Source organism: Streptomyces sp. NPDC101178 (assembly GCF_044767965.1).
Classification (GTDB): Bacteria; Actinomycetota; Actinomycetes; order Streptomycetales; family Streptomycetaceae; genus Streptomyces.
Genome location: NZ_JBIWOZ010000004.1, coordinates 741,216 through 761,628, shown reverse-complemented (window position 1 = coordinate 761,628; position 20,413 = coordinate 741,216). Strand labels below are relative to the sequence as shown.

Here is a 20,413-nt window from a genome sequence, read left to right as displayed (position 1 = left end):
TGTGCGGAGCTTCCGGCCGTGGGTCGGGCCGGAGCCTGGCCCTGTCATTGTCCTGCACACGCGTCGGACCGTCATCGCTCCTCCACCCGAACGGACGGTCGGGGGGAGCATGCAGGTGAGGCTGTTGTCAATGCTCCAACGTGTGGGCCGGTTTCCTGTGGGATCACGTGCCCTCGTACCGGACGGTAGCCACCAAGACTGGATGTTTCCTGCCCGAAGTGACGATGGGAACCCGTATGACCGGCTCACGTGTCGTGGCGCTCGGCCACTATCAGCCCGCCAAGGTACTCACCAACGACGATCTGGCGGCCATGGTCGACACGAGCGACGAGTGGATCACGAGCCGGGTCGGCATCAAGACCCGGCATGTGGGCGGCCCCGACGAGCCGGTCGACGAGCTGGCCGCGCACGCCGGTGCCAAGGCGCTGGCCGCCGCCGGCCTCCAGCCCTCCGACATCGATCTGGTCCTGGTCGCCACCTCCACCGCGATCGACCGCTCCCCGAGCATGTCGGCGCGGGTCGCGGCGCGGCTCTCCATGGGGTCACCCGCCGTGATGGACATCAACGTGGTCTGCTCGGGCTTCACGCACGCCCTGGCCGTCGCCGACCACACGATCCGGGCCGGTGCGGCGACCCGGGCCCTGGTCATCGGCGCCGACAAGATGGGGGACATCGCGGACTGGACCGACCGGACCACCTGCGTCCTGCTGGGCGACGGCGCGGGCGCCGCCGTCGTCACCGCCGACCCGTCCGCCCCGGACGCGCCGGACGGCCCCGGGATCGGACCGGTCCTGTGGGGATCGGTGCCGGAGATGGGCAACGCCGTACGGATCGAGGGGACGCCGCCGCGCTTCGCGCAGGAGGGCCAGTCCGTCTACCGCTGGGCCACCACCCAGCTGCCCCCGATCGCCCGCAAGGTCTGCGAGAAGGCGGGTGTCGCCCCGGAGGACCTGGCCGCCGTCGTCCTGCACCAGGCCAACCTGCGGATCATCGAGCCGGTCGCCCGGAAGATCGGCGCGGTCAACGCGATCATCGCGCGGGACGTGGTCGACTCCGGCAACACCTCCGCCGCCTCCATCCCGATGGCCCTCTCCAAGCTGGTGGAGCGCGGCGAGGTCGCCTCCGGCGCGCCCGTCCTGCTCTTCGGGTTCGGCGGAAACCTCTCGTACGCCGGACAGGTCATCCGCTGCCCTTGAGTACGGCCGTGAGGCTTTGTCCTGAGTGTGGAGAAAGTTGGGGCCGATTCCTGCGCAACTTCTTCCCACTCCGGGAAAGCGCTGCTACGTTCCCCTCGAAAGCCCGACGGACTGGCCGGATGTGGCGGGGAGGGACGCGTGAGACGTATGACGGCACGACCCGCGAACGCGCATCAGGCGCGGCTGCTCCGGCTGTTGCGCGACGGGGGTCCCAACTCCCGTGCGCAGCTGGGTGACCAGGTCGACCTCTCGCGCTCCAAGCTCGCCGTCGAGGTGGACCGGCTGCTGGAGACCGGTCTGGTCGTGGCGGACGGGCTCGCCGCATCCCGTGGCGGGCGCCGCTCGCACAACATCCGGCTCGCCCCCGAACTGCGGTTCCTCGGGGTCGACATCGGCGCCACCTCCATCGATGTGGCCGTCACCAACGCGGAGTTGGAGGTCCTGGGCCACCTCAACCAGCCGATGGACGTGCGCGAGGGCCCGGTCGCGGTCTTCGAGCAGGTCCTGGCGATGGCGGCCAAGCTCCGGGCCTCCGGCCTCGCCGAAGGTTTCGACGGCGCGGGCATCGGGGTTCCCGGACCCGTCCGCTTCCCCGAAGGTGTGCCGGTCGCGCCGCCGATCATGCCCGGCTGGGACGGGTTCCCGGTCCGCGAGGCGCTCAGTCAGGATCTGGGCTGCCCGGTCATGGTCGACAACGACGTGAACCTCATGGCGATGGGGGAGCAGCACGCGGGGGTCGCCCGTTCCGTGGGCGACTTCCTCTGCGTCAAGATCGGTACGGGTATCGGCTGCGGGATCGTCGTCGGCGGTGAGGTCTACCGGGGGACGACCGGCAGTGCCGGGGACATCGGGCACATCCAGGTGGAACCGGACGGCCGGGCCTGCGCCTGCGGCAACAAGGGCTGCCTGGAAGCCCACTTCAGCGGTGCCGCCCTGGCCCGTGACGCGGAGGACGCCGCCCGTGAGGGCCGCTCGCCCGAGCTCGCGGTCCGGCTGGAGGCGGCCGGACGCCTCACCGCCGCCGATGTGGCCGCCGCCGCGGCGGCCGGGGACGCGGCGGCGCTCGACCTGATCCGCGAAGGCGGCAACCGGGTCGGGCAGGTCATCGCCGGTCTCGTCAGCTTCTTCAACCCCGGTCTGGTGGTGATCGGCGGAGGGGTCACCGGCCTCGGTCACAACCTCCTCGCCAGTGTCCGCACCCAGGTCTACCGGCAGTCCCTGCCGCTGGCCACCGGCAACCTCCCCATCGTGCTGGGCGAGCTGGGCCCCACCGCCGGAGTGATCGGCGCGGCCCGCCTCATCAGCGACCACCTCTTCTCACCGGCCTGACCCACGGGACCGGTGAGCAGCGCCCCGTGCCGCCGCCGGCCCCGTACGCACCACCGTTCGCCGCCCACGCCGTACGTACCACCGCCTTGGTCGGCCACCCGTCACCACCGCACGGGTCGGCCACTCGCCCTTATTCGTCAGGTACTCGTCAGGTACTAGTCAGCAGCCGCTCGTGATGCCGCCGGCTCCCCGGCACCTCCAGCCCTGCGCCCTGCCCGCACACCCGGCCCTCCCCGAACCTGCCCGGCACCGGGCAAGGGCAGGGGAGACCCCATTCGCCGAGGGGATTCGTCATGGCACCAGAACCACCCCTGCTCACCATGTCCGGCATCACCAAGTCCTTCCCCGGCGTACGCGCCCTGGACGGCGTCGACCTGGAGGTCCAGGCCGGCGAGGTCCACTGCCTCCTCGGCCAGAACGGCGCGGGCAAGTCCACCCTCATCAAGGTGCTCGCCGGGGCCCACCAGCCCGACGACGGCGAGATCACCTGGCGCGGCGAACCCGTCCGGCTCAAGTCCCCGATCGCCGCCATGCGCCTGGGAATTGCCACGATCTACCAGGAACTCGACCTGGTGGAAGGGCTGTCGGTCGCCGAGAACGTTTTCCTCGGCCACGAACCGACCAGCGCGGGCTTCATCGTCCGTACCGGAGAAGGCCGTCTCGCCGCGAAGGCGCTGCTGGCCCGGCTCGGCCACCCGGAGATCGACCCGGCCCGCCCGGTCGGCTCGCTCTCCGCCGCCCAGCAGCAGATCGTCTCCATGGCGCGGGCGCTCTCCCACGACGTCCGGCTCATCGTGATGGACGAGCCCTCCGCCGCGCTCGACCCCGACGAGGTCGACAACCTCTTCCGGATCGTCGACAGCCTGACCGCCGACGGGGTCGCCGTCGTCTACATCTCGCACCGGCTGGAGGAGATCCGCCGCATCGGCGACCGGGTCACCGTGCTGAAGGACGGCCGGGCGGTCGCGGTCGGGCTTCCCGCCGCCGACACGCCGACACGCGACATCGTTGCCATGATGACCGGCCGCGATGTCGAGTACGTCTTCCCGCCGCGCCCGGACGAGGCGGCCGAGAACTCGGCCGAACCCGTCCTGAGGGTCCAAGGCCTGTCCCGTGACGGCGAGTTCGCACCCGTCGACCTCGAACTGCGGCCCGGCGAGATCGTCGGCCTCGCCGGACTCGTCGGCTCCGGCCGCTCCGAGATCCTGGAGACGATCTACGGCGCCCGCAAGGCGAGCACCGGGACCGTCACCGTAGGCGGCAAGCAGCTCAGGCCGGGCAGCGTCCGCGCCGCCGTCGCCGCCGGCATCGGTCTCGCCCCCGAGGAGCGCAAGGCCCAGGCCCTGCTGATGACCGAGTCCGTGACCCGTAACGTCTCCGTCTCCTCGCTCTCCCGGTTCGCCCGGGTCGGCTGGATCGACCGGGGCGGCGAACGGCGGTCCGCGCAGCAGGCCACCCGTGAACTCTCCCTGCGGCCGGACAACCCGGACACACCGATCCGCACCCTCTCCGGCGGCAACCAGCAGAAGGCCGTCCTGGCCCGCTGGCTGCTGCGCGGCTGCCGGGTCCTGCTGCTCGACGAACCCACCCGCGGCGTCGACGTCGGCGCCCGCGCCGAGCTCTACGCCGTGATCCGCCGGCTGGCCGACGAAGGCCTCGCCGTCCTGCTCGTCTCCAGCGAAGTGCCCGAAGTCCTGGGCCTCGCCGACCGGGTGCTGGTGCTCCGGGAGGGACAGGTCGTCCATACGGCCCCCGCCCAGGAGCTCGACGAGCACCGCGTACTCGACCTCGTGATGGAAGGGAGCCCGACGCCATGACACAGCCCGCCCCGTCGGCGCAGCACAACGGGCCGGACAAGGGGACCCTCACCGGCCCCGCCGACCCGCCCCCGTCGAAGACGGGCGGCGGCGGCCGGCCCGGACTCGGACTGCGGCTCGACGTCCGGATCCTGTCGCTGCTCGGCGTCCTCGCCGCACTCGTCCTGGTCGGCGGCATCACCGAACCGGACGCGTTCCTGGACACCGGGAACCTCCAGCTGATCCTGACCCAGGCCTCCGTCATCGGAGTCGTCACTGTCGGCATGACCTTCGTCATCACCAGCGGCGGCATCGACCTCTCCGTCGGAGCGATGGTCGCCCTCGCCTCCGTCTGGGCGACCACCCTGGCCACCCAGGAGTACGGCTTCGCGGGCATCGCCTTCACCGCCGTGATCGTCGGCGTCGCCGCCGGACTGGTGAACGGTGTGCTCATCGCGTACGGCGGGATGGTCCCGTTCATCGCGACGCTCGCCATGCTCGCCTCGGCACGCGGCCTCGCCCTCATGATCACCGATGGCAAGACCCAGATCGTCACCGTCGACTCGGTCCTCAGCCTCGGCCTGCCGGACTCCTACTTCCTCGGCATCCCGCCGCTGGTCATGATGTTCGTCGCCGTCACCGTCATCGGCTGGCTGATCCTCAACCGCACCACCTTCGGCCGGCGCACGGTCGCCGTCGGCGGCAACGCGGAGGCGGCCCGGCTCGCGGGCATCGACGTCCGCCGTCAGCGCCTCTACCTCTACGTCCTGTCCGGGCTCTGCTGCGGCATCGCCGCCTTCATGCTGATCGTGCTCGCGGGCTCCGGCCAGAACACCAACGGCAACCTGTACGAGCTCGACGCCATCGCCGCCGCGATCATCGGCGGCACCCTGCTCAGCGGCGGACGCGGCACCATCATCGGCTCCGTCCTCGGCGTCCTGATCTTCACCACCATCACCAACATCTTCGCGCTCAACAACCTGCAGAGCGACGTCCAGCAGATCGCCAAGGGCGCCATCATCGTCGCCGCCGTCCTCGTCCAGCGCCGCACCCTGCGCGGCGGCGAGACCTGACCAACCGCCCCACCGAGAGCCGCACTTCGTACGTCACCCACCGGATGAAGGGTTCCACCGCCATGCCAGAGACCAGCCGCAGAGGGCTGCTGTTCGGAGCCACCGCCCTCTCCGCGGGCGCGCTCCTCACCGCCTGCACCAGCAACGAACCGAAGAACGCGCAGCCGGCCGGCAACAGCCAGCCCGCCGCCGACGACAAGCCCGGCAAGCCCGTCACCATCGGCTTCGCCGGACCGCAGGCCGACCACGGCTGGCTCAACGCCATCAACGTGAACGCCAAGTCGCGGGCGGAGAAGTACTCCGAGGTGACGCTGGAGATCACCGAGGGCTCCAACGACACCGCCGCCCAGATCGGCCAGGTCAAGACCCTCATCAACAAGAAGGTCGACGTCCTCGTCATCCTCCCCGCCGACGGCAAGGCGCTCACCCAGGTCGGTCTGGAGGCGATGAAGGCGGGCATCCCGGTGGTCAACCTGGACCGCATCTTCGCCTCCCCGCAGGCGTACCGGTGCTGGGTCGGCGGCGACAACTACGGCATGGGCCTCAACGCCGGGCACTACATCGGCGAACAGCTCAAGGGCAAGGCGAACGCCAAGGTCGTCGAGCTCGCCGGCATCGACAACCTGGAGCTGACCAAGCAGCGCAGCCAGGGCTTCGCCGACGCGCTCAAGAACTACCCCAACATCAAGCTGGTGGCCCGTCAGGCCGCCGAGTTCACCGTCGAGTCCGGCCAGGCGAAGATGGCCCAACTTCTCCAGGCGCAGAAGCAGTTCGACGCCCTGTGGAACCACGACGACGACCAGGGCGTCGGTGCGCTCCGCGCCATCCAGCAGGCCGGCCGCGACGAGTTCATCATGGTCGGCGGCGCCGGTGCCAAGTCCGCGATGGACGCCATCAAGGCCGACAACTCGGTCATCAAGGCGACCGTCCTCTACCCGCCGACGATGGCCGCGTCCGCGATCGACCTGGCGCGCGCGCTCGGCCAGTCCAAGGGCATCAGCGGCCTCTCCGAGATGGAGATCCCGACCTCGCTGACCCTGTACTCCGCGGTCGTCACCAAGGACAACATCGACCAGTACCTGCCGACGGGCTTCAACTGACCGGGACTCCGGGGGGCGCGGCGAGCGCGTCCCCCGGCCCGTTACCGCACACCGAAGAGGAGGAAGCCCGCATGGCCCGTAGTCAAGAGCAGGAGACGGAACCGCAGACCGCGACCGTGACCGCGACACCGCCCCCGCACCAGGCGCGAGGGACGCTCGGGGTCGGCATGGTCGGATACGCGTTCATGGGCGCCGCCCACTCCCAGGGGTGGCGCACCGCCGGACACGTCTTCGACCTGCCGGTGCGGCCCGCTCTCGCCGCGATCTGCGGACGCGACCGTGCGGCGGTCGACGCCGCCGCCGCCCGGCACGGCTGGGCGGCCGCGGAGACCGACTGGCGGGCGCTGATCGCCCGGGACGACGTGCAGCTCATCGACATCTGCACACCCGGTGACAGCCATGCGGAGATCGCCATCGCCGCCCTGGAGGCGGGCAAACACGTGCTGTGCGAGAAGCCGCTCGCCAACACGGTCGCCGAGGCGGAGGCGATGGTCCGCGCCGCCGAGGCGGCGCAGGCCCGGGGCCAGGTGGCGATGGTGGGCTTCAACTACCGTAAGGTGCCCGCCATCAGCTTCGCCCGGCAGCTGATCGCGGACGGCCGCCTCGGCACCCTGCGCCACGTACGCGCCAGCTACCTCCAGGACTGGCTGGTCGACCCGGCCTCGCCGCTCACCTGGCGCCTCAAGCGCGAACACGCCGGCTCGGGCGCGCTGGGCGACCTGGGGGCGCACATCGTGGACCTCGCGCAGTACCTGGCCGGGGAGCTGCTCACCGGCGTGTCCGCCGTCGCCGAGACCTTCGTACGGGAGCGGCCGCTGCTCTCCGGTGGGTCGGCCGGGCTCTCGGGCGGCGCCGACGCGGTGGCGCGGGGCGAGGTGACGGTGGACGACGCGGCGATCTTCACCGGCCGCCTCGCCTCCGGGGCGCTGGCCTCCTTCGAGGCGACCCGGATGGCCGCGGGCCGGAAGAACGCGCTGCGGCTGGAGATCAACGGGGAGCTGGGATCGCTCGCCTTCGACCTGGAGAGGCTCAACGAGCTGTCCTTCCACGACCACACCGAGCCCGCCGTCACCGCGGGCTTCCGCCGCATCCTGGTCACCGAGCCCGAGCACCCGTACTTGGAGGCCTGGTGGCCGCCGGGCCATGGCCTCGGCTACGAGCACACCTTCGTCCACCAGGCCCGTGACGTGGTCCGCACGATCACCGAAGGCCTCCCGCCCCGGCCCTCGTTCGCGGACGGCCTCCAGGTGCAGCGGGTGCTCGCCGCCGTCGAGGAGAGCGCCGCCAAGAACTCCGTACTCACCCCGGTCCCGTCCTCGTCCTAGGAGGTAGCGCGCACATGCCCCGCCCCTTCACCCTGTTCACCGGCCAGTGGGCCGACCTCCCGCTGGAGGAGGTCTGCAGACACGCCCGGGACTTCGGCTACGACGGTCTCGAACTCGCCTGCTGGGGAGACCACTTCGAGGTCGACAAGGCGCTCGCCGACCCCGGCTACCTGGACAGCAGGCACCAACTGCTCGACAAGTACGGGCTGAAGTGCTTCGCGATCTCCAACCACCTGGTCGGCCAGGCCGTCTGCGACAGCCCGATCGACGAACGCCACCAGGGCATCCTGCCCGCCCGCATCTGGGGCGACGGCGAGGCCGAAGGCGTACGGCAGCGGGCCGCCGCCGAGATCGCGGACACCGCACGGGCCGCCGCCGCCTTCGGCGTCGACACGGTCATCGGGTTCACCGGCTCCTCGATCTGGCACCTGGTCGCCATGTTCCCGCCGGTCCCGCCGCACATGATCGAGCGGGGCTACGAGGACTTCGCCGAGCGCTGGAACCCGATCCTGGACGTCTTCGACGCGGAAGGCGTGCGCTTCGCCCACGAGGTGCACCCCAGCGAGATAGCGTACGACTACTGGACCACCAAGCGCGCGCTCGAAGCGGTGGACCACCGGCCCGCGTTCGGGCTGAACTTCGACCCGAGCCACTTCGTCTGGCAGGACCTCGACCCGGTGGGCTTCCTCTACGACTTCCGGGACCGGATCTACCACGTCGACTGCAAGGAGGCCCGCAAACGCCTCGACGGCCGCAACGGCCGCCTCGGCTCCCACCTGCCGTGGGGCGACCCCCGGCGCGGCTGGGACTTCGTCTCCGCCGGCCACGGTGACGTGCCCTGGGAGGACGTGTTCCGGATGCTCCGGTCCATCGGCTACGAGGGCCCCGTCTCCGTGGAGTGGGAGGACGCGGGCATGGACCGGCTGCACGGCGCTCCCGAAGCCCTTGCCAGCCTCAAGCGGTTCGACTTCGACCCGCCGTCGGCCTCCTTCGACGCGGCCTTCGGCGGCGGCGAGTAGGACCCGCGGCAGAGCGGTCCCGGGCGCTCCTGAGGTGCCCGGGGCTGCCTCGCCCTGCCCGGAATCTCCTTTGTCCTGGCGGAAGCAGAAGTTCGATCCAACCCTTGCACAAGGGCTTTCCGTCGCGGATGAACAGGTCTAACGTCCAACACGTGTACACGACATGACTCGCGTCACCGGGGTCACTCCCGTCTCCGGTGACACACGCGCGGCAGTCCCCGCGCGGCACGGCACGGCTACACCCGCCCGTACAACCGGCACTCTCCGGAGGACCTCAGTGCACCGAACCAGAAAGCGGCTCCTGGCCCGGACCCGCGTCCGTAAAACGCTCGCGCTGTTCACCGGCGGCCTCCTCGCCGCCGCGACCCTGACCCTCGGCTCCGCCCCCGGCGCCACCGCCCACCCTGGCCACCCGGGCCACGAGCAGCCCGTTGCGGAGGACTTCCAGCAGGTCACCCTCGCCAAGGGCGCGGAGGAGACCGGCGAGCCCATGTCGCTCGCCGTCCTCCCGGACCGCAGCGTGCTGCACACCTCGCGCGGCGGCGAGCTGCGGATCACCGACAGCGCCGGCAACACCCGGATCTCCGGCACCCTTCCCGTGTACACGCACGACGAGGAAGGCCTCCAGGGCATCGGCGTCGACCCCGACTTCGCCGAGAACCGGGCCATCTACCTGTTCTACGCACCCCCGTTGGACACCCCGGCAGGCGATGCCCCGGAGACCGGGACGGCCGCCGACTTCGCGAAGTTCGACGGCGTCAACCGGCTCTCCCGCTTCGTGCTCAACGAGGACGGCACGCTCGACACCGCCAGTGAGAAGAAGGTCCTGGACGTCCCCACCTCGCGCGGCATCTGCTGCCACGTCGGCGGTGACATCGACTTCGACAAGGACGGCAACCTCTACCTCTCCACCGGTGACGACACCAACCCCTTCGCCTCCGACGGCTACACGCCGATCGACGAACGCGCCGACCGCAACCCGGCGTTCGACGCCCAGCGGACCTCCGGCAACACCAACGACCTCCGCGGCAAGATCCTGCGCATCAAGGTCGCGGAGGACGGCTCGTACACCGTCCCCGAGGGCAACCTCTTCGAGCCCGGGACGGACAAGACGCGCCCCGAGATCTACGCGATGGGCTTCCGCAACCCGTTCCGCTTCTCCGTCGACCAGGCCACCGGCATCGTGTACGTCGGTGACTACGGCCCCGACGCCGGTGCGGCCGACCCGAAGCGCGGGCCGTCCGGCAAGGTGGAGTTCGCGCGGGTGACGAAGGCCGGCAACTTCGGCTGGCCGTACTGCGTCGGCGAGAACGAGCCGTACATCGACTACGACTTCGCCACCAAGGCCTCCGGTGCCGCCTTCGACTGCGCGAACCTGAAGAACGAGTCGCCGCACAACACCGGCCTGGTCGACCTGCCGCCGGCCGAGGCCGCCTGGATCCCGTACGACGGCGGCTCGCTGCCCGAGTTCGGCTCCGGCTCCGAGTCCCCGATGGGCGGACCGGTCTACCGCTACGACGCGGACCTCGACTCCCCGGTCAAGTTCCCCGAGGCGTACGACGGTGACTTCTTCGCCGGTGAGTTCGGCCGCCGCTGGATCAAGCGCATCGAGCAGGACGCGGACGGCGCCGTCCAGTCCATCAACGACGTGCCGTGGTCCGGTACGCAGATCATGGACATGGCCTTCGGTCCGGACGGTGCCCTGTACGTCCTGGACTACGGCCTCGCCTGGTTCGGCGGCGACGAGAACTCCGCGCTCTACCGCATCGAGAACGCCACCGGAGGCCGCTCACCCATCGCGGAGGCCTCGGCGAACAAGACCTCCGGCACCGCACCCCTGAAGGTCAAGTTCTCCTCGGCCGGCACGTCGGACGGCGACGGCGACCCGCTCACGTACGCCTGGGACTTCGGTGACGGCGGAACGTCCACGGCCGCCGACCCGACGTACACGTACAAGAAGAACGGTACGTACGTCGCGACGCTCACCGCGGAGGACCCGACCGGCCGCACCGGCTCCGCCAGCGTCCACATCACCGTCGGCAACACCGCCCCGACCGTCGAGCTGGTGCTCCCCGAGGACGGGCAGCTCTTCGAGTTCGGTGACTCCGTGCCGTTCAAGGTGAATGTCAGCGACCCGGAGGACGGCACCATCGACTGCACCAAGGTCGAGGTCAAGTTCACCCTGGGCCACGACAGTCACGGCCACGACATCACCACCGAGCACGGCTGCGAAGGCACCATCAAGACCGCCATGGAAGGCGGCCACGACCCCAACGCCAACATCTACGGCGGTATTTCGGCCTCCTACACCGACAACGGCGGTGGCGGCCAGGCCAAGCTGACCGGCAAGGACGCCGCGCGCCTCCAGCCCAGGCACCGCCAGGCCGAGCACTTCGACGACTCGTCCGGCGTCACCACGCCGAGCAAGTCGAGTGCGCACGGCGGAAAGACCGTCGGGGACATCCACAACGACGACTGGATCTCCTTCAAGACCTACGTCCTCGGTGGCACCACCAAGCTCACCGCCCGTATCTCGTCGGCCGGTTCCGGCGGCTTCCTCGAAGTCCGTACGGGATCGCCCACCGGCAAGATCCTCGGCTCCGGCCCGGTCCCGGTGACCGGCAGCTGGGACACCTTCCAGGACATCGACATCCCGCTGCGCGGAGCGCCCAAGAAGCAGACCGAACTCTTCCTCGTCTTCAAGGGCGGCGACGGCGCGCTCTACGACATCGACGACTTCGAACTGTCCAACAGCCCGGTCGACAAGACCGCCAAGCGCGTTCTCGTCTTCTCCAAGACCGCCGGTTTCCGCCACGACTCCATCCCGGCCGGCATCGCCGCACTGAAGGAGATCGGCAAGGACACCAACATCACGGTCGACTCCACCGAGTCCGCCGCCCAGTTCACCACCAGCAACCTCGCCCGCTACGACGCCGTCGCCTTCCTCTCCACCACCGGTGACGTCCTCAACGCCGAGCAGCAGAAGGCGTTCGAGAACTACGTGGCCACCGGCGGCGGTTACGTCGGCATCCACGCGGCCGCCGACACCGAGTACGACTGGGAGTTCTACGGCGGCCTGGTCGGTGCCTACTTCGACTCGCACCCGCAGATCCAGCCCGCCACCGTGCGTGTCGAGGACCACGACCATCCGGCCACCGCGCACCTGGACGAGGAGTGGGAGCGCACCGACGAGTGGTACAACTACGGCACCAACCCCCGTGACAAGGCGAAGGTGCTGGCCACTCTCGACGAGACCACCTACACCGGCGGCAACATGAAGGGCGACCACCCGATCTCCTGGTGCCAGACCTACCAGGGCGGCCGCTCCTTCTACACCGGCCTCGGCCACACCAAGGAGTCCTACGCGGAGACGGCCTTCCGCCAGCACCTCTCCGGCGGCCTGCGGTACGCCACCGGCCAGGTCAAGGCCGACTGCAAGCCGAACAAGGACTACCGGCCCATCTTCAACGGCAAGACGCTGGAAGGGTGGAAGCAGGCCGGCCCCGGCAAGTTCTCCGTCAGCGACGGCGCCCTGCACTCCGAGGGCGGCATGGGCCTGCTCACCTACCAGGCCAAGGAGCTGAAGGCGTACTCGCTCAAGCTGGACTGGAAGATGGCCGGCGACGACAACTCCGGTGTCTTCGTGGGCTTCCCGGAGTCGGATGACCCCTGGTCGGCCGTGAACAACGGCTACGAGATCCAGATCGACGCCACCGACGCCGCCGACCGCACCACCGGCTCCGTCTACGGATTCAAGTCGGCCGACATCAAGACCCGTGACCGCGTCCTGCGGCCGCCGGGCCAGTGGAACAGCTACGAGATCAAGGTCCAGGGCGAACGTCTGCAGATCTTCCTCAACGGAGCGAAGATCAACGACTTCACCAACACCGACCCGGCCCGCAGCCTGAAGAACGGCTACATCGGACTCCAGAACCACGGGCCCGACGACCACGTTTCCTTCCGCAACATCCAACTGAAGGAGCTGCCCTCGCAGTAGGGCGGCCACCTCTGCCGACGACGGGCGGGGCAGGCACCGACCCCTTCCCCGCCCGCCGTCCTCCACCTCTTCATCCCCCAGGGAGGCAGCCCGTGACCGCACATGCCGATCGTGAACGCCGTACGGAGACTCCAGACCGCACGGGCGCGCCAGGCCGCCGTACCGGCGTCTGGTTCATCGGAGCGCGCGGCTCCGTCGCCACCACCGCCACCGCGGGGTGCGCGGCGATAGCGGCGGGACTCCACCCGCCCACCGGCATGGTCACCGAGACGCCTCCGTTCGCCGACAGCGGCCTGCCGCCGCTGACCTCGCTGGTCTTCGGCGGCCACGACACCCTGGACTGCCCGCTCGCCAAACGCGCCGAGGCGCTGGCCGAGGGCGGCGTGCTGCCGTACCGCCTCCCGGCCGCCGTGCGCGGCGAACTCGACGCCGCCGACGCCGAGATCCGTCCCGGCGGACCGCTTCCCGGCGACACCCGCACCGACCAGGAACTCATCGCCGCGTTCGCCGCCGACCTCACCGACTTCGCCCACCGCAACGAGCTGGCCCGCACGGTCGTCATCAACGTCTCCTCCACGGAACCGGCCCCCGGCCCCGACGACCCGCGCCTCCCCGCCAGCTCCCTCTACGCCGCGGCCGCACTCCGCGCCGGCTGCTCCTACGCCAACTTCACCCCGTCCACCGGCCTGCGCGCCCCCGCGCTCGCCGAGACCGTCGCCGACAGCGGACTTCCCCACGCGGGACGCGACGGCAAGACCGGCCAGACGCTGCTCCGCTCCGTACTCGCCCCGATGTTCCTCCAGCGCGCCCTGCCCGTACGGGCCTGGTCCGGGTCGAACCTGCTGGGCGGCGGGGACGGGGCGGCGCTGGCCGACCCGGCGGCGGCCGCCGCGAAGAACGCGGGCAAGGAACGGGTCCTCGCCGACACGTTCGGCACCGCCCCGGAGGGCGAGGTCCACATCGACGACGTACCGGCGATGGGGGACTGGAAGACGGCCTGGGACCACATCGCCTTCGACGGCTTCCTCGGCTCCCGCATGGTCCTCCAGACCATCTGGCAGGGCTGCGACTCGGCGCTCGCGGCCCCGCTCGTGCTGGACCTGGCCCGGCTGCTGGCCCGCTCCCACGAGCTGGGACTCAGCGGCCCCCGGCCGGAGCTGGGCTTTTACTTCAAGGACCCGGACGGCGGCACCTCGGCCGCGCTCGCCGAGCAGTACGCCACCTTGCTGGGCTTCGCCGAGCGGCTGCGGGGCCGGGCGTGAGGTGGCGACTGCGGCTGCTGTCGGCGCTCGGGGCCCTTCCCGCCGGGCTGCGGGCGGCGCCGACAGGGCTGAACGGCCATGCCGTACGGGGCGGGGCACCGGCCGCCGCCCCCGAAGACGGCCTGTCCGGTACGGGTGGGACTGCGCCCGCACCGGACAGGCGCCCACCGTCCCCCGGTCGCGGGAGAGGGGACACGGTGCGCGCCTGGACCGAACTGTTCCGGGTCTCCGCACTGTTCTCCGTGCCGGGTGACGCACTGGCCGGGGCCGCGGCGGTGGGCCGCGGCCCCGGCCGGGGTACCGCACTCGCGATCGGCGCCTCCCTCTGCCTGTACGAGGCCGGGATGGCGCTCAACGACTGGGCGGACCGCGAAGAGGACGCGGTGGACCGCCCGCACCGGCCGATCCCTTCGGGCCGCATCAGCCCGCAGGCCGCCCTGGGCGCGGCCGGGCTCCTCACGGCGGCGGGCCTGGCCCTGGCGGCGCGGGCCGGTCGCCCGGCGCTGGCGGTCGCCACGGGCCTGGCCGCCACGGTCTGGGCCTACGACCTCCACCTCAAGCACACGAAGGCGGGCCCGGCGGCGATGGCGGCGGCGCGGTCTCTGGACCTGCTGCTGGGAGCGACAGCCACGGCCACGGCGGGGGCTCCCGCAGAGAGGGGGCCGGGGCCCGGTGCAGGCACCGCGCGTCCGGCGCGCGGCGGGATCGTACGGCTCACCGCCACCCCCGACAACGTTGCCGCACCGCACCGTCCGGCGATCGGCGCCCTGGCCGCCGCACTTCCCGCAGCCCTGGCACTCGGGGCGCACACGTACGGCGTCACCGCCGTGTCCCGCCACGAGGCGCAGGGCGGGTCCACCGCCGTACCGCTGGCGGTCCTGGCCACGACGACGGCACTGGGCGCGGCGGTGCTCGTGGTGGACCGGGAACGGCGCGCGGGCGGGACCGCGATGCCTGGGGTACCGGGGCAACCGGGGCCCGGCGCGGGCGGCCTCGGGGCCTTTTCCCCGGCACACCGCCAGGCCGTCGTGCCGGTACCGGACACGACCGGGCTTGCGCCGGCGCACCTGGCCACGACCGGCCTCACCGCCTCCACCCTCACCTCCCTCCTGCTCACCGCGTTCACCGGCGCCTACCTCCGTACCGCCGGACCACCCCTCCTGCACGCCGCCCTCAACCCGTCCCCGCCCCTCACCCAGCGGGCGGTCGGCGGTGGGATCCGGGCCATGATCCCGCTCCAGGCGGCGCTCGCCACCCGCGCCGGAGCACCCGGCTCCGGTCTCGCCGTCATGGCACTCGTCCCTCTGGCCCGCGCCCTCGCCCGGAAGGTGAGCCCCACATGACCCTCCACCTCGGCTACGGCACCAACGGGCTCACCGACCTCCGCCTCGACGACGCCCTCGGGCTCCTCGCCGACCTCGGCTACGAGGGCGTCGGCCTGACGCTCGACCACATGCACCTGGACCCCCTCGCCCCCGACCTCGCCGAACGCACCCGCCAGGTCGCCCGCCGGCTCACCTCCCTCGGGCTCCGGGTCACCGTGGAGACCGGCGCCCGCTATGTCCTGGACCCGCGCCGCAAGCACGGCCCCTCCCTCCTCGACCCGGACCCCGACGCCCGGGCCGCACGCACCGCGCTGCTCGTCCGCGCCGTGGACGTGGCGGCCGAACTCGGCGCGCACGCCGTCCATTGCTTCAGCGGCATCACCCCGCCGGACACCGCCACGGACACCGCCTGGAAGCGCCTGACCGAGGCGATCACCCCCGTACTCGACGCCGCCGAAAGGTCGGGCATCCCCCTCGCCATCGAGCCCGAACCCGGTCACCTCCTCGCCACCCTCGCCGACTTCCACCACCTCCGCACCCTCCTCGGCGACCCGCCGCTCCTCGGCCTCACGCTCGACATCGGCCACTGCCAGTGCCTGGAGGACGCCTCCCCTGTGCAGTGCGTCGTCGACTCCGCGCCCTGGCTCCGGCACGTCCAGATCGAGGACATGCGGCGCGGTGTCCACGAGCACCTCCCGTTCGGCGACGGCGAGATCGACTTCCCGCCCGTGCTCGCCGCCCTGGCCGCCACCGGCTACCAGGGCCTCACCGTCGTCGAGCTGCCCCGCCACTCCCACGCGGGCCCCGAACTCGCCCGCACTTCTCTGGCCTTCCTGCGCGACGCCATGAGCAGGGGCGCGACCGACAAGAAGGGCGGCGCACCGTGCTGAAGTCCCGTAAGGAACTCGACACCGAACTCGACGCCACCGCCCGCGCCTGGCTCGACGCGGCCCTGACCGAAGCCGCGCACGCGGCGAGGGAGAACGTCACGGCCGAGCCCTCCGCGTACGCCTCCCCTCCGTGGGAGCTCCACTACGCCGCCGCCGGCCGCCACTGCGGACCGGCCCACGCCGACTCCGTACGCTCCCTCCTGCTCATCGCGGCCCGCGCCCCGCTCTCCTCCGTCACCCGGCTCTACGAACAGGGCACCGCCGCCGAACGCCGCGCCGTCCTCCTCACCCTGCACCGCCTCGATCTGGACGCCACCGCCCTCCCGCTCGTCGAGGACGCCCTGCGAACCAACGACACCCGGCTGGTCGCCGCCGCCGTAGGCCCGTACGCCGCGGCCCACCTCGATCCGCACGCCTGGCGCCACGCCGTACTGAAGTGCCTCTTCACCGGCGTACCGCTGACCGCCGTCGCCCGGCTCGACGAGCGGGCCCGAGGAGACGCCGAACTCGCCCGTATGCTCCGCGACTTCGCCGCCGAGCGGACCGCCGCCGGCCGCGAGGTCCCGGCCGACCTGCGCACCGCGCTCGCCCTCACCGAGATCGCCCCCGCCGCCCCCACGGAGGAGTCCTGATGCGCATCTTCGACCCCCACATCCATATGACGTCCCGGACCACGGACGACTATCAGGCGATGTACGACGCGGGCGTCCGCGCCCTCGTCGAACCCTCCTTCTGGCTCGGCCAGCCGCGCACCTCGCCCGCCAGCTTCTTCGACTACTTCGACGCGCTCCTCGGCTGGGAGCCCTTCCGCGCCTCCCAATACGGCATCGCGCACCACTGCACGCTCGCCCTCAACCCCAAAGAGGCCAACGACCCCCGCTGCACCCCCGTCCTGGACGCCCTGCCCCGCTATCTGGTCAAGGACTCCGTCGTCGCCGTCGGGGAGATCGGCTACGACTCCATGACCCCGGCCGAGGACCACGCGCTGGCCGCTCAGCTCCAGCTCGCCGCCGACCACGGGCTGCCCGCCCTCGTCCACACCCCGCACCGCGACAAGCTCGCCGGTCTCCACCGCACCATCGACGTCATCCGCGAATCGCACCTCCCCCCGGAGCACGTCCTGCTCGACCACCTCAATGAGACAACGGTAAAGGCCGCCACTGACAGCGGCTGCTGGGCCGGGTTCTCCATCTACCCGGACACCAAGATGGACGAGGACCGCATGGTCACGATCCTCCAGAGCCACGGCACCGAGAAGATCCTCGTCAACTCCGCCGCCGACTGGGGAAAGAGCGACCCGCTCAAGACCCGCAAGGTCGCCGACGCGATGCTGAAGGCCGGATTCACCGAGGACGACGTCGACCAGGTCCTGTGGCGCAACCCGGTCGCCTTCTACGGCCAGAGCGGCCGCCTCCACCTGGACGCCTCCGCCCCCGAAGCACTTCACGAGGGCAACTCCATCCTGCGCGGCGGGGAGTGAAGCCATGCGCTTCCGTCACCCGGACGGCTCGATCGTCCACCTCTCCTACTGCACCAACGTCCACCCCGCCGAAACCCTGGACGGCGTCCGCGCCCAGCTCCGCGACCACTGCGAACCCGTACGCCGCCGCCTCGGCCGGGACCGGCTCGGCATCGGCCTCTGGCTCGCCCGGGACGCCGCCCGCGCCCTGATCAACGACCCCGCCGAACTCCGCGCACTCCGCGCCGATCTCGACGGCCGGGGACTCGAAGTGGTCACCCTCAACGGCTTCCCGTACGAGGGGTTCGGCGCCGACGAGGTCAAGTACCGGGTCTACCGGCCGGACTGGACCGAGCCCGACCGCCTCGCCCACACCACCGACCTGGCCCGCCTCCTCGCGGCCCTGCTCCCCGACGACGTCACCGAAGGCACCATCTCCACACTCCCGCTGGCCTGGCGCACCCCGTACGACACGGAACCCGCCGCCGGCCGCACCGCACGCACCGCCCTCACCACCCTCGCCCAGCGACTGGACGCCCTCGCCGAACTCACCGGCAAGTCCATCCGCATCGGCCTCGAACCCGAGCCGGGCTGCACGGTGGAGACCACCGCCGATGCCATCGCCCCGCTCACCGACGTCGGTCACGAGCGCATCGGCATCTGCGTCGACACCTGCCACCTCGCCACCTCCTTCGAGGACCCCGACACCGCACTCGCCGCACTGACCGCAGCCGGCATCCCGGTGGTCAAGTCCCAGCTCTCCGCCGCCCTGCACGCCGAACACCCCCACCTCCCCGAGGTCCGCACCGCGCTCGCCGCCTTCGCCGAGCCGCGCTTCCTGCACCAGACCCGTACGCACACGGCCGCCGGGCTCCGCGGCACCGACGACCTGGACGAGGCCGTCGCCGGTGGCGCACTCCCGGACTCCACCCCCTGGCGGGCCCACTTCCACGTACCGCTGCACGCGCCGCCCGCGCCCCCGCTCACCTCCACGCTCCCCGTGCTCCGCGCCACGCTCGCCCGCCTCGTCGGGGGACCGGTCCCGCTGACCCGGCACCTGGAGGTGGAGACGTACACCTGGCAGGCGCTGCCCGCCGAACTGCGGCCCCGCACCCGTACCCAACTCGCCGACGGCATCGCCGCCGAACTCACCCTCGCCCGCGACCTCCTGGTCGACCTCGGCCTCAAGGAGCTGCCATGACCACGGACAGGGACAGCACGGACAGCACGGACGGCTCACACCGGGCGGGAACGCGCCCCACCCCCCTCCTCGTCCTCGACGTCGTCGGGCTCACCCCGCAGCTCCTCGCCCACATGCCCAACCTCACGGCGCTCGGCAAACAGGGCGCGCGCGCCCCGCTCTCCACCGTCCTGCCCGCCGTCACCTGCGCCGCCCAGTCCACCTTCCTCACCGGCACCATGCCCGCCGAACACGGCATCGTCGCCAACGGCTGGTACTTCCGCGAGCTCGGCGACGTCCTGCTCTGGCGCCAGCACAACGGGCTCGTCGAAGGCGACAAGCTCTGGGACGCGGCGCGCCGCGCCCACCCCGGCTACACCGTCGCCAACATCTGCTGGTGGTACGCGATGGGCGCCGACACCGACTGGACCGTCACCCCGCGACCCGTCTACTACGCCGACGGACGCAAGGAACCCGACTGCTACACCCGGCCTCCCGCCCTGCACGACGAACTGACCGACAAGCTCGGCACGTTCCCCCTCTTCCACTTCTGGGGTCCCGGAGCCGACCTGGTCTCCTCCCAGTGGATCATCGACGCCACCCGCCACATCATCGCCACCCGCACCCCCGATCTCGCCCTCTGCTACCTGCCGCACCTCGACTACGACCTCCAGCGCTACGGCCCCGACGACCCCCGCTCCCACCAGGCCGCCGCCGACCTCGACCGGGCCATCGCCCCGCTGCTGGCCGACGCGCGCGACGAAGGCCGTACGGTCGTGGCGCTCTCCGAATACGGCATCACCCGCGTCAGCCGCCCCGTCGACATCAACCGGGCGCTACGCCGGGCGGGGCTGCTGGAGGTGCACACGCAGGACGGCATGGAATACCTCGACACGATGGCCTCACGCGCCTTCGCCGTCGCGGACCACCAGCTCGCCCACATCTACGTACGCCGCCCCGAGGATCTGGAAGCGACCCGGGCCGCACTCGCCGGCCTGCCCGGCATCGACCAGCTCCTGGACGACGAGGGCAAGAAGGCGCACCACCTGGACCACCCCCGCTCCGGCGAGCTGGTCGCCGTGGCGGAGAAGGACGCCTGGTTCACGTACTACTACTGGCTCGACGACGCCCGCGCGCCCGACTTCGCCCAGCTCGTCGAGATCCACCGCAAACCCGGCTACGACCCCGTCGAGCTCTTCATGGACCCCGAGGACCCCTACGTACGGCTCAAGGCCGTCTCGGCGGTCGCCCGCAAGAAGCTCGGCCTGCGCTACCGCATGGCGGTCGTCCCCCTGGACCCCTCACCTATTCGCGGCAGCCACGGCAGCCTTCCGTCGAGCGACGACGAAGGTCCGCTCATCCTCTGCTCCACCCCCCACGCGTTCACCGACCGGGTCAGGGCCACCGAGGTGAAGTCCCTGCTCCTCAAGCTTGCCGGACTGCACTGACAACGGACCGGCAT

General features: G+C 71.4%; 15 protein-coding genes. All 15 read left to right on the top strand.

The window, feature by feature from the left end; all coding sequences use genetic code 11:
- Positions 1-236 precede the first annotated feature (236 nt).
- The 15 genes from ACIRR8_RS15685 to ACIRR8_RS15615 all read left to right on the top strand — a co-directional run bounded on the left by ACIRR8_RS15685 (position 237) and on the right by ACIRR8_RS15615 (position 20,399).
- Positions 237-1,196: a beta-ketoacyl-ACP synthase III gene (locus tag ACIRR8_RS15685; protein WP_404064236.1), complete on the top strand. Its 960-nt coding sequence runs from the start codon at positions 237-239 to the stop codon at positions 1,194-1,196.
- 147 nt (positions 1,197-1,343) lie between these two features.
- Positions 1,344-2,525 (top strand): ROK family transcriptional regulator, encoded by a 1,182-nt coding sequence (locus ACIRR8_RS15680; protein ID WP_109162706.1) that lies wholly within the window; start codon positions 1,344-1,346, stop codon positions 2,523-2,525.
- A gap of 293 nt (positions 2,526-2,818) precedes the next feature.
- A complete protein-coding gene (locus tag ACIRR8_RS15675) occupies positions 2,819-4,342 on the top strand; it encodes a sugar ABC transporter ATP-binding protein (RefSeq protein WP_404064234.1) in 1,524 nt (507 codons plus the stop codon).
- Complete coding sequence (locus ACIRR8_RS15670; protein WP_404064231.1) at positions 4,339-5,394, top strand: ABC transporter permease; 1,056 nt, start codon at positions 4,339-4,341, stop codon at positions 5,392-5,394. Before ACIRR8_RS15675 ends, ACIRR8_RS15670 begins: the two co-directional genes overlap by 4 nt.
- 62 nt (positions 5,395-5,456) lie before the next feature.
- The gene (locus ACIRR8_RS15665; RefSeq protein ID WP_404064228.1) at positions 5,457-6,494 is read left to right on the top strand and encodes a substrate-binding domain-containing protein; all 1,038 of its coding nucleotides are present in this window, start codon (positions 5,457-5,459) and stop codon (positions 6,492-6,494) included.
- A 71-nt stretch (positions 6,495-6,565) separates the two neighbouring features.
- On the top strand, positions 6,566-7,819 hold the full coding sequence (locus ACIRR8_RS15660) for a Gfo/Idh/MocA family protein (protein ID WP_404064225.1): 1,254 nt from the start codon (positions 6,566-6,568) through the stop codon (positions 7,817-7,819).
- A 14-nt stretch (positions 7,820-7,833) separates the two neighbouring features.
- On the top strand, positions 7,834-8,838 hold the full coding sequence (locus tag ACIRR8_RS15655; protein WP_404064223.1) for a sugar phosphate isomerase/epimerase family protein: 1,005 nt from the start codon (positions 7,834-7,836) through the stop codon (positions 8,836-8,838).
- 277 nt (positions 8,839-9,115) lie between these two features.
- Positions 9,116-12,835 carry a ThuA domain-containing protein gene (locus ACIRR8_RS15650; protein WP_404064220.1) on the top strand — a complete coding sequence of 1,240 codons (3,720 nt, stop codon included), beginning with the start codon at positions 9,116-9,118 and terminating at the stop codon, positions 12,833-12,835.
- A 92-nt stretch (positions 12,836-12,927) separates the two neighbouring features.
- Positions 12,928-14,097, top strand: coding sequence for an inositol-3-phosphate synthase (locus tag ACIRR8_RS15645; protein ID WP_404064217.1), 1,170 nt, complete (start codon positions 12,928-12,930; stop codon positions 14,095-14,097).
- Positions 14,094-15,440 carry an SCO3242 family prenyltransferase gene (locus tag ACIRR8_RS15640; RefSeq protein ID WP_404064214.1) on the top strand — a complete coding sequence of 449 codons (1,347 nt, stop codon included), beginning with the start codon at positions 14,094-14,096 and terminating at the stop codon, positions 15,438-15,440. Before ACIRR8_RS15645 ends, ACIRR8_RS15640 begins: the two co-directional genes overlap by 4 nt.
- Positions 15,437-16,312: a sugar phosphate isomerase/epimerase family protein gene (locus ACIRR8_RS15635; protein ID WP_404064212.1), complete on the top strand. Its 876-nt coding sequence runs from the start codon at positions 15,437-15,439 to the stop codon at positions 16,310-16,312. Before ACIRR8_RS15640 ends, ACIRR8_RS15635 begins: the two co-directional genes overlap by 4 nt.
- Positions 16,306-16,944, top strand: coding sequence for an EboA domain-containing protein (locus ACIRR8_RS15630; protein WP_404064209.1), 639 nt, complete (start codon positions 16,306-16,308; stop codon positions 16,942-16,944). The genes ACIRR8_RS15635 and ACIRR8_RS15630 overlap by 7 nt, the downstream gene beginning before the upstream one ends.
- Positions 16,944-17,792 carry a TatD family hydrolase gene (locus tag ACIRR8_RS15625; protein WP_404064207.1) on the top strand — a complete coding sequence of 283 codons (849 nt, stop codon included), beginning with the start codon at positions 16,944-16,946 and terminating at the stop codon, positions 17,790-17,792. The genes ACIRR8_RS15630 and ACIRR8_RS15625 overlap by 1 nt, the downstream gene beginning before the upstream one ends.
- Positions 17,793-17,796: 4 nt before the next feature.
- The gene (gene eboE, locus ACIRR8_RS15620) at positions 17,797-18,972 is read left to right on the top strand and encodes a metabolite traffic protein EboE (RefSeq protein WP_404064204.1); all 1,176 of its coding nucleotides are present in this window, start codon (positions 17,797-17,799) and stop codon (positions 18,970-18,972) included.
- Positions 18,969-20,399 carry a nucleotide pyrophosphatase/phosphodiesterase family protein gene (locus tag ACIRR8_RS15615; RefSeq protein ID WP_404064202.1) on the top strand — a complete coding sequence of 477 codons (1,431 nt, stop codon included), beginning with the start codon at positions 18,969-18,971 and terminating at the stop codon, positions 20,397-20,399. Before eboE ends, ACIRR8_RS15615 begins: the two co-directional genes overlap by 4 nt.
- Positions 20,400-20,413 lie beyond the last annotated feature (14 nt).